Below are 1,676 nucleotides of genomic sequence, written 5' to 3'. Positions count from 1 at the left end.
ATTCGGCGCAACCGTAGCGCAACCGAGCGCGACCGGGTCGCGCTACTCGGGGCCCGGAACCTTGTGACATCGAAGCGGACGATGCGCACAAGGGAGTCTCAGTGATCACAACGCGTGTGGTGGCGGCAGCGGCGACGTTCGGTATCGCGGTGCTCGGCCTGTTCGGCGCCGGTGTGGCGAACGCGTCGGCCGCCGAGGGCGAGATCCGGCCGGTGCCGGGTGCCACGGTCGTCGGCGACCGCTACATCGCGGTGTTCAAGGACGGCAGGGGCGGTGCCGCCGGCGAGCTGGCGCACCGGTTCGGCGGCAAGGTCCGCTCCACCTGGTCGTCGGCACTCGACGGCTTCTCGGTGGAGATGACCGAGGCGCAGGCCCGCCGGCTGGCGGCCGACCCCCGCATCGCCTACGTGCAGCCGGTCACCGAGGTCCGCATGACCGACACCCAGTCCGCCGCGACCTGGGGCCTGGACCGGACCGACCAGCGTGCCCTGCCGCTGGACACCAAGTACGGCTACGCCACCACCGCGAGCAACGTCACCGCCTACATCCTCGACACCGGTATCCGCACCAGCCACGCCGAGTTCGGCGGCCGGGCCCGGGTCGGCTACGACGCCGTCGGCGACGGCAAGAACGGCCAGGACTGCCAGGGCCACGGCACGCACGTCGCGGGCACCGTCGGCGGCGCCACCTACGGCATGGCCAAGCAGGTCAAGCTGGTCGCGGTGCGGGTGCTCAACTGCCAGGGCTCGGGCACCAGCGAGCAGATCGTCAACGGCATCAACTGGGTCACCCAGAACGCGGTCAAGCCCGCGGTGGTCAACATGAGCCTCGGCGGCGGCGCGAACTCCTCCATCGACCAGGCGGTGCGCAACTCGATCGCCGCCGGCATCACCTACGCCGTCGCCGCGGGGAACGGCGACGCCCAGGGCGTGCAGCAGGACGCCTGCACCGTGTCCCCGGCCCGCGTCGGCGAGGCCATCACGGTCGGCGCGGTCGACAAGACCGACACCAAGGCCTCCTTCTCCAACTACGGCACCTGCGTCGACCTGTTCGCCCCCGGCGTGTCCATCACCTCCTCCACCTTCGCCAGCGACACCTCCACCGGCCTGATGAGCGGCACCTCCATGGCCACCCCGCACGTCGCCGGCGCCGCCGCGCTGCACCTGGCCACCCACCCGGCCGCCACCCCGGCGCAGGTCCGCGACGCTCTCATCGGCTCCGCCACCACCGGCACGGTGCGCAACGCCGCCACCGGCTCGCCCAACACCCTGCTCTACGTCGGCGGCACCCAGACCACCCCCGCCCCCGCCCCCGCCCCGGCCCCGGCTCCCAGCACGTTCGCCAACACCGCCGACGCCGCCATCCCCGGCACCGGCACCCTCACCAGCTCCATCACCGTCACCGGCCGCACCGGCAACGCCCCCACCGGCCTCAAGATCACCGTCGACATCAAGCACACCGCCCGCGGCGACCTGCAGCTCGACCTGATCGCCCCGGACGGCACCACCTACCGGCTGCGCAACGCCTCGCTCACCGACACCACCGACAACCTCAACGCGACCTACACCCTCAACGCCTCCAGCGAGCTCGCCAACGGCACCTGGAAGCTGCGGATCTCCGACCTCTACCGCACCACCGACGCCGGCTACCTCGACGCCTGGCAGCTCACCTTCTGA

General features: G+C 72.0%; 1 protein-coding gene. It reads left to right on the top strand.

All coding sequences use genetic code 11. From position 1 onward, the window contains the following. The first annotated feature begins 101 nt into the window (after nt 1–101). Nucleotides 102–1,676 carry a S8 family serine peptidase gene (locus tag JOD27_RS44325; RefSeq protein ID WP_204768418.1) on the top strand — a complete coding sequence of 525 codons (1,575 nt, stop codon included), beginning with the start codon at nt 102–104 and terminating at the stop codon, nt 1,674–1,676.

Origin of the sequence: Lentzea nigeriaca, from assembly GCF_016907955.1 — a bacterium.
GTDB lineage: Bacteria > Actinomycetota > Actinomycetes > Mycobacteriales > Pseudonocardiaceae > Lentzea > Lentzea nigeriaca.
Note: the sequence above shows the minus strand (reverse complement) of the source record. Positions and strands in the feature narration are given on the sequence as shown.